General features: G+C 57.8%; 10 protein-coding genes and 1 tRNA gene. 9 read left to right on the top strand and 2 right to left on the bottom strand.

Going from position 1 to position 8,335, the window contains the following annotated elements:
- The first annotated feature begins 222 nt into the window (after nt 1–222).
- From CVT63_07460 to CVT63_07425, 8 genes are all read left to right on the top strand, one after another.
- On the top strand, nt 223–1,626 hold the full coding sequence (locus CVT63_07460) for an FAD-dependent oxidoreductase (protein PKQ27549.1): 1,404 nt from the start codon (nt 223–225) through the stop codon (nt 1,624–1,626).
- A gap of 155 nt (nt 1,627–1,781) precedes the next feature.
- A complete protein-coding gene (locus tag CVT63_07455; protein PKQ27548.1) occupies nt 1,782–1,961 on the top strand; it encodes a hypothetical protein in 180 nt (59 codons plus the stop codon).
- Between the two features lie 104 nt (nt 1,962–2,065).
- Nucleotides 2,066–2,686: a hypothetical protein gene (locus CVT63_07450; GenBank protein PKQ27547.1), complete on the top strand. Its 621-nt coding sequence runs from the start codon at nt 2,066–2,068 to the stop codon at nt 2,684–2,686.
- A gap of 96 nt (nt 2,687–2,782) precedes the next feature.
- Complete coding sequence (locus CVT63_07445; GenBank protein PKQ27546.1) at nt 2,783–3,256, top strand: DNA-binding protein; 474 nt, start codon at nt 2,783–2,785, stop codon at nt 3,254–3,256.
- Between the two features lie 33 nt (nt 3,257–3,289).
- Nucleotides 3,290–4,426, top strand: a complete 1,137-nt coding sequence (locus CVT63_07440; GenBank protein ID PKQ27545.1) for a propanoyl-CoA acyltransferase — start codon at nt 3,290–3,292, stop codon at nt 4,424–4,426.
- A gap of 9 nt (nt 4,427–4,435) precedes the next feature.
- Nucleotides 4,436–5,590 carry a propanoyl-CoA acyltransferase gene (locus tag CVT63_07435; GenBank protein PKQ27544.1) on the top strand — a complete coding sequence of 385 codons (1,155 nt, stop codon included), beginning with the start codon at nt 4,436–4,438 and terminating at the stop codon, nt 5,588–5,590.
- Between the two features lie 20 nt (nt 5,591–5,610).
- Complete coding sequence (locus tag CVT63_07430) at nt 5,611–6,249, top strand: hypothetical protein (GenBank protein PKQ27543.1); 639 nt, start codon at nt 5,611–5,613, stop codon at nt 6,247–6,249.
- A gap of 30 nt (nt 6,250–6,279) precedes the next feature.
- Complete coding sequence (locus tag CVT63_07425) at nt 6,280–6,810, top strand: hypothetical protein (protein ID PKQ27542.1); 531 nt, start codon at nt 6,280–6,282, stop codon at nt 6,808–6,810.
- On the opposite strand, the gene CVT63_07420 is transcribed toward CVT63_07425, so the two are convergent.
- On the bottom strand, nt 6,780–7,661 hold the full coding sequence (locus CVT63_07420) for a phosphoribosylaminoimidazolesuccinocarboxamide synthase (protein PKQ27541.1): 882 nt from the start codon (nt 7,659–7,661) through the stop codon (nt 6,780–6,782). The genes CVT63_07425 and CVT63_07420 overlap by 31 nt on opposite strands.
- 4 nt (nt 7,662–7,665) lie before the next feature.
- On the bottom strand, nt 7,666–8,043 hold the full coding sequence (locus CVT63_07415) for a hypothetical protein (protein ID PKQ27540.1): 378 nt from the start codon (nt 8,041–8,043) through the stop codon (nt 7,666–7,668).
- Nucleotides 8,044–8,168: 125 nt separating this feature from the next.
- On the opposite strand from CVT63_07415, the gene CVT63_07410 reads away from it, so the two are divergent.
- A tRNA-Ser gene (locus CVT63_07410) sits at nt 8,169–8,261 on the top strand.
- Nucleotides 8,262–8,335 lie beyond the last annotated feature (74 nt).

The following is an 8,335-nucleotide window of genomic DNA, read 5'->3' as shown; positions in this document are numbered from 1 at the left end:
GGGGTCTCCTCCCAAGTCAAGACGAATTTGACATCCCCGCGAGCGGGGATCAAGGAGAGGTGTGTCTTGACTTGGGCTTCTTACAGGTGACCCCTATGTTCTATGTGGGAAGAATTGAATTGTAAAAATGAGTTGATGGAAGAGTGACCGGGATGTGTCCATAATATAAGGTATTGTTGAACGCTTCGGTCGGCTTGAAGCGATTGATCAGACAGGTGGGCAATGAAACAGACATACGACGTGATCATAGTAGGCGCGGGTCCCGCGGGGATATTCTGCGCGCTCGAGCTCACGCGCAACTCCGACCTCGAGGTTCTGTTGCTGGATAAAGGCGAGGGGCTCGAGCACAGGAACTGTCCATCCCCAAGCGGCCAGTGCCGGAATTGCCAACCATGCGCTGTTTTGAGCGGATGGGGGGGGGCGGGCGCTTTCAGCGACGGCAAGCTTACGTTGTCCAGCAAGGTAGGCGGCTGGCTCACCGACCTCATTCCCGCGAAAAAGGTGGAGAAGCTCATCGAGAAAGTTGACAGGACTTACCTGGAGTTTGGAGCACCTGAGCGAACCTTTGGCAACGACGAAGAGAAGATCAGCGAGATCTCTCGCAACGCGGTAAAGTCCGACCTTATTCTCGTACCTTCGCGAGTGCGGCATATAGGCACAGAAGTCTGTCCGGTTGTGCTGGGCAATATGTACGAGGAACTGAAAGGCAAAGCGGAGATCCAGTTCAAGTCGATGGTTGAATCTATCACGGTCTCAGACGGAGCGGTCACGGGGATCGAGACGCGCGCGGGAAACAGCATTGACTGCAAGTACCTGGTTGTCGCCCCAGGGCGCAGCGGCGCTGAGTGGTTCGACGGCGTCGCCGGCGAACTCAAGCTTTCGCGCAACAACAATATGGTTGATATCGGGGTCAGGGTAGAGATCCCGGAGGTCGTGATGGCGCCACTCACGGATGAGCTCTACGAACCCAAGCTTATCTACTACACCAAAGCGTCCGAGGACAGAGTGCGCACTTTCTGCATGAACCCGCGCGGCGAGGTGATAAAGGAGCGCTACGAGGAGGTGCTGACCGTGAACGGCCACTCCTACCTCGGCAAGAAAACTGAAAACACCAATTTCGCGTTGCTCGTTGACAAGAGGTTCACTGAACCGTTTCACGAGCCTATCGCTTATGGCAAATACATCGCGTGGCTCGCGAATCTTCTGGGTGACGGGATAATCGTCCAGCGGCTGGGCGACCTGATGGCAGGACGCCGCTCCAATCCCAGGAGGATGGCGCGCGGCACGGTCGTCCCGACCCTCGGCGAGGCGACCCCTGGCGACCTCAGTCTGGTGTTGCCGTTTCGATACCTCTCGGGCATCCTGGAGACGTTGTCCGCTCTCGACGCGCTTACTCCGGGAGTGTTCTCGCGCAACACGCTTCTCTACGGGGTCGAAGTCAAGTTCTATGGCTCCCGCCTCAAAGTTTCGAGCGCTCTCGAGAGCCAGGTGAAAAACATGTTTGGCGCCGGTGACGGCGTCGGAATAACCAGGGGCCTGGTGCAGGCCTCGGCCTCGGGGCTACTGGTCGCGGACTCGATTCTGAAACGCGAGAGAAAAGGCTCAACAACCGCGCCTGCCAGCTGAAGCGGACGGAGCGCTGTCTTCACCCAACGTATCCGGGAGGTGATCGAAAATGAAAGTTTCCAAATCCGGAGGTCAGAGCCCAGGTCAATATCTCGGGGGCCCAGTCAGATCGAGTGCTGCGCGCGTTGTCGGGAGACGTGCGTTCGGCTCAGGAGTTGGCGACAACGCTCGGACTGCGGAGCAAGACAGGTGCTCTGAAACGCACCCTGAACGAGCTGTTGGGCAACGGGCTCATTGAGCTTACGATCCCGGACAAGCCCGGTAACCGCCTGCAGCGTTACCGACTGACGCGAGCGGGAACCGAAGTCCTGAAGAACACCGAGGAGAAGACGTAGATGGTAAAGATCGACATCACCAAGACAGAATTGGTCTGACCCATAAGTATTCAAAGTGTCTCATTTCGCGCACGCGGACGTTCAAATCTTGAAAGAGAAGCGGCATGATTGTTGACCTTCACGTTCACACGAACATTTCATCCAGATGCTCTTCGCTAATGCCCGATGAGCTGGTCGAGCGCTCGTGTGAGGTCGGGCTCGATGCGGTATGCGTAACGGAGCATGCGACTACCCGTGGCGCGCGGGTCGCTTTCGAGCACGCGAAAGAGCGCGGGTTTCTGGTCTTTCGGGGCATGGAAGTGCTTACAGAGCTTGGTGACATGCTCGTATTCGGGTGGGAGGAGGACGTCCCTTACTACCTCTTCCCATTTGAGGATTTGAAGCGTGAGGTCGAACAGCGCAACGGCATAATCATCCCGGCTCATCCGTGCCGTGGCGTCGCCGACGCGCGCCACCGTAGCAAGACCGCTATCTCAGACAATCTTCTCGCGTCCGTGCGCGCGATCGAGACCCGCAACGGAGCGATGACGCGCAAGAGCAACGACCAGGCCGAGAGCCTGCGCGAGAAACACGGGCTTTTTGGGACAGGCGGCAGTGACGCTCATCACGTGAGCCATATCGCTCGCTGCGTCACTGTCTTCGAGGAAGAGCCCGGCAATGAGGTGGAGCTCATTGAGGCGTTGCGCCGCGGCAAGTACCGCGCCTGCTACTTCGAAGACATTTGACGCGCCCCGCCGACTCGACTTGGCACATCAAAACTTATAGGATAAGCTAGTTCTTTGGTTCAGGAATTTGTACGGTAATTCGTTTGGTGAAAAGAGGTGAGGCAGTTGGCTGATTGGAAGGCCGATGTGGAAGAGGTCGTTTTCCCGGGAAAGATTTGCGTGCCATACTCGTGGACTGTCGGCAGCACCCTGAGCAAGTGGTACGTCCAGCTCAGGGATGACGGCGAGATCTGGGCGAACCGCTGTCCGTCCTGCGGCAAGGTGTATGTTCCTCCCAAGATCAAGTGTATCGATTGTTACAAGGACATGAACGACTGGATCAAGTTGCCCGGCACGGGCGTTATAGAGACTTACACGGTCGTGCATTACAACGAACCCACGATACATCCGAAGAAGGCGCCTTTCGTGTACGGGGTCATAAAGATGGACGGCGCCGACACCGGACTTGTTCACCTGATCGGCGGGGTAGATCCTGAAAAGGTGAAGGTGGGCATGCGGGTGAAGGCCGTACTGGCGAAAGAGCGTGACGGGAACATCATGGATATCAAGCACTTCAAGCCGATTGCTTGAGGCCGCCGGGATTTAGGAATGGTGGTGAGATAGTTGGAAAGAGTAGCAGTTATTGGAGTCGGGCAGACAAAGTACGAAAGCGGCAAGCGCGAGATGTTTCACGAGCTTGTGTGGGAAGTGGCCAGCAAAGCCGTTGCTGACGCCGGGATATCCATTCAAGACGTCGAGAACGTCGTCTCGGTATCAAGTGACTTCTGGGATGGGCGTACAATCTCGTCCATGGCTATTTCGGATGCGTCGGGGGCGTACAACAAGGACATCACTACGGTAGAAGGCGACGGAACTTTCGGCGTTCTCTACGGGATGATGCGAATCCTCTCGGGTTCATTCGGAACCACGCTTGTAGTTGCCCACCACAAGGGAACCGAGAGCAACATAAATGGGATAACGAACACAGCCTTTGACCCTCTGGTCGAGCGAAAGCTCGGGCTTGACGCTATCAGTTCGGCGGCTCTTCAGGCGCGCAGGTACATGACCGTGTCGGGCGGGAGCGAGGAGCAGTTCGCTCTTGTTTCCGTGAAGAATCACGGCAACGCGATGCGAAACCCGTTCGCGCAGTTGCCGATGGAGATTACAGTCCAGGACGTCATGAACTCGCCGATGCTCGCGAGTCCGCTGAAGAAACTGGATTGCTCACCGGTCACAGACGGCGCGGCGGCGGTAATACTGGCGGCGGAGCGTAATGCGAAGAAGTTGACAACCAACAAGAAGAGAGTGTGGCTGAACGGCGTGGGGCACATCACGGACGCGTATCGCCTCGGCGACCGGGACCTCGCGAATACGCGCGCGCTCAAGAAAGCCGCAAAGAAGGCTTACTCGATGGCCGGCGTCACTGCTGACGACATCGACGTGGCTGAGATTTACGACGCGTTCTCTTACATGGAGCCGCTCTGGCTAGAGGGACTTGGCTTCTGCGAGGACGGCCGTGGCCCGGAGATGGAAGAGCGCGGCGCGTTCAATCGCGACGGCAAGCTACCGGTCAACCCATCGGGCGGCAGGCTTTCCGCCAACCCGGTGCAGGTCGCCGGGCTGGCGTGCGTGATCGAGTGCGTTCTGCAGCTTCGAGGTGAGGCCGGGAAACGCCAGGTGAAAGGGGCCGGAACAGCGCTCGCGCACGGCATCAACGGCATGTGCGGCCAGTCCCATTGCGTCTGGATACTTGGAAAGTAGGGGTGTGACATGGGAAAAAGAGTAGGAATAGTCGGGGTCGGACAGACCCATCATGCCTCCCGCAGGCTGGACGCCTCGGGCGTCGAGCTTATCGCGGAGGCCGTTACCAGAGGCCTTGACGACGCGGGCATAACACTGGACGACGTTGACGCGATAGTCATCGGCAACATGGATCACTTTGAGAATATCAACTACGTCGATATGTGGGCGACTGACGGGCTCGGTTCCTTTATGAAGCCGGTCTTCAAAGTTACCACCGGCGGCACGACAGGCACGACGGTCGCGGCGGCGGCTTATTACAGCGCGGCTTCCGGGCTATTCGATGTTGTCATGGCGGTTGGCTGGGAAAAGAACTCCGAGTCGGACACGCAGGCCGCGATCGCCACCTGCGCGAACCCAGTTCTCGAGCGCGACCCATTTGCCGGCGCCATTGGGCCACTGGCCACCGAGTACTCGATGTACATGGAAGCGTATGGCGCGACGGAAGAGGACGCGGCTATCTGCGCGGCCCGTGACCGCAACAACGCGCTCAATAATCCGTACGCCCACAACCGCATGCACGTCACGGTCGAAGACGTAATGAACTCGCCGATGCTCTCGTACCCTGTGAAGTTTCTGGACATGTGCCCGCGATCAGACGGCGCATGCGCGGTAATTTTCGCCGGGGAAGAAAAAGCGAAGAAGCTCGCTCCTCAACCCGCCTGGGTGCACGCGTCGGTGGTGCGCCACGACTACACGCACTTTGGCGATCTAGAGTGGCAGTGGATGCCGACTCTCGAGAGGGCAACTTTGCAGGCGTACAAGTATGCCGGCATCACGAACCCGCTGAAGGAGCTGGACGTCGCCGAGCTTTACATGCCTTGCGCGACCACGGCGGTCAAGTGGCTTGACTCGTTCTGGTTCTGCCAGAGAGGCCAGGCGCCCAAGCTTGTTCGCAGCGGCGCCACTCACATGGACGGGATCCTGCCGATCAACCCGTCGGGCGGTGTTATCTCCACAAACCCGATCGGAGCGACAGCGCTCATCCGCGTGGGCGAAGCCGCATGGCAAATAATGGGCAGAGCAGGCGATAGGCAGGTGCCAAACGTCAAGAAGGCGCTGGCTACGGGCTTTGGCGGTTGCAGCTGGTCGGACGTGTTCATCCTGGGCGCGGATCTACCATAAGTCGAGGGAGGTATTCACCAATGGGGATTTACACTGACAAGAGAAAAACGACCCACACCCCGGATGGGTACGAGTTGCTGACTCACGAATCTGGACACGTCGAGTACGATTTCGGCTGGCATCTCGGCCCGTACTGGAGCAAGTACCTGGCTGAGATGCGGGACAACAAGCGTGTAATGGGCGTGAAGTGCCCCAAATGCGGTACGGTCTATGTCCCGCCACGCAAGGTCTGCGGGCGTTGTTTCGCGGAGATGAACGAGTGGGTCGAGTGCGGCCCTAATGGGATCCTGAAAGGTTTCACTGTCGTGAGGTTCCCCTTCATCGACGCCAACAACGGCCACCTCAAGAAGGTGCCGTTTACCTCGATCTGGGTCACCCTGGACGGCTCGAACACAAGGATGATGCATTTCTGCGACGAGATTGACGAGATGAAGCTCGAAGTGGGCATGCGAATGAAGCCTGTATGGGCCAGGAAGCCCCGCCCGACCTCGATCCACGCGATTGACCACTTCGAGGTCATCCGGGAGGAGCCGGTCGTACGTGAAGCGCCTCCCGAGCGCATGGAGAGCTCGCTCAAGATGACCTTGCCGACCAAGAAGACAGCAAAGCGCAAAGTTGCCGGCAAGAAAAAAACGACCGCGAAGCCAAAGAAAAAGTAGCCTGGATTGAGATTGGAAAGGAGCAACGGAATGCGAAAGATCACAGGAATAACGCTGGTCATCGTCCTGATGGCCGCGCTCGGCCTCGCCGGTTGCGGCGGCACGGGCGTGAAGGTAAGCGATACCGGGGTGAAGGTGGGCAACACCGAGGTAGAAACGAAGGGTGGGAAGACCACAGTCAAGTCGGGGGACACAACCATAACGACCAAAACCCCGACGGAAGCGGAACTCGGCGTTCCTATCTACCCGAACGCGAAAATGGACGAGAACGCGAGCGTGTCCGTTGCTAACTCAAAAGGCGACAAAGAGTATGCGGTAGCCTCACTCTGGACGGAAGACAGCGTTGACAAAGTTTCGACCTGGTACAAGCAGAAGCTTGCCAGCAAGCCGGAGTACAGGGAGATGCCCATTGCGGAGGGCGGAACGCAGGAGATGCTCTTTACCTGGGAAGAAGGCGACAAGTACAAGACGCTGATGGTAGGCGCCGGGAAAGTTGATGACCATCCGGGCAAGACGGTGATAGTTGTAAACTACGTGCCTGTCAGGATTCCTTTGATGTAGGCGTAACGTTGCGCGGTTTGCAAGACGATGTCCTCCGGGATGTCCGGCGGTGGGGGCGCCTTGTCCCAGGCGAGGGTCTCGAGCCAGTCACGCAAGAATTGCTTGTCCAGATTTTCCTGGTCGCGCCCCGGCGTCCACGAGTCTTTCGGCCAAAAGCGGGATGAGTCGGGGGTGAAGATCTCGTCGATGAGAATGAGGCGGCCATCGTACATCCCGAACTCGAACTTGGTGTCCGCGAGTATTACATGCCGGGACTCGGCAATCTCGACGCCGCGCGCGTACAGTGCGAGGCTCAAGCGCTCGACCTCTTGAGCGGCCTCTGTCCCTATGGCTTCGACAACGCTGTCCAGGGTGATGTTTTCATCATGCTCGCCGATCTCGGCTTTCGTCGAAGGGGTAAAAATCGGCTCGGGAAGCCGATCTGCCTGGCGCAGGCCCGCTGGCAGCGTGACCCCGCAGACGCTCTGTGACTTCTGGTACTCTTTCCAACCACTCCCGGCCAGATATCCGCGCACGACGCACTCGACGGGAAGCGGCTCGGCTTTCACAACGAGCATCGAGCGGCCCTGGAGATTGTCCCTGTGGGGAAGAAGATCGGCGGGAAGTTCGTCCATGTTCGTGGTGACGAGGTGGTTCTCGATGATGTCTTTGGTCTTGTTCATCCAGAACGCGGCCAGCTGGTTCAGCGCTTCCCCCTTGCCAGGTATCCCCTGGTTCATGACAACATCAAAAGCCGAAATCCGGTCTGTGCTGATCACGAGCAAAAGATCATCGACCTCATAAATATCCCGGACTTTGCCCTTCTTGAAGAGGGGCAATCCCAGGAAAGCCGTGTCCGTGATCATATTCATGCCATCACCCTTTCTCTTTGTTTCCGGCGAGCTTGAACCCCGCCTTCAACCACACCGGGTAAGTCGCGAACAGGAGCGCGGCAATGACGTGACCCTTGCCAGTCACGTTCTCGTGGTCGAAGTTGAACACGCCGCTGTTAATCATCCAGTCGCGCCCCGACTCGGCCCCGCCTATCTCCCATATCCAGCGGGTCCACTCGAGGTTGAAGTAGAGAGAGATGCTGGTCACATAAAAGATCGCGAGAGTGGCGAAACTCAACCGCCTGCCCGCCGTGTTTCTCGTGTCTGCGTCCTCGACCAACTTGTTGAGGATCTTTCCCAGTATCCAACCGATGGATAACAGCCATGGACCGTCGATCAGGAAACTATCATATGGCAACAAGCGTACCACCCCTTTCCGTTGTTGTGTGTCCGCTCGACAAATGAATTATATACGATTTTCCAATGCCTAAAGCGGCGATGCTCAGACGAGTTGATCATCTCTCACGTGCTATAATTACCTCACACGGAGGGGTGCCCGAGTGGCCGTAAGGGAGCCGCCTGCTAAGCGGTTTATCGGGGAGACCTGATACGTGGGTTCGAATCCCACCCCCTCCGCCAGCGGAGGGGGTGGGCTGATGAACACACGTCGGGGTCACCGCGCGCCGCGATCCACGCTTACAAGTTTGAATTCA

The organism is Candidatus Anoxymicrobium japonicum (genome assembly GCA_002843005.1).
GTDB classification, from domain to species: Bacteria; Actinomycetota; Geothermincolia; order Fen-727; family Anoxymicrobiaceae; genus Anoxymicrobium; species Anoxymicrobium japonicum.
The sequence above is the reverse complement of the archived record's forward strand: the minus strand, read 5'-3'. Positions and strand labels throughout refer to the sequence as shown.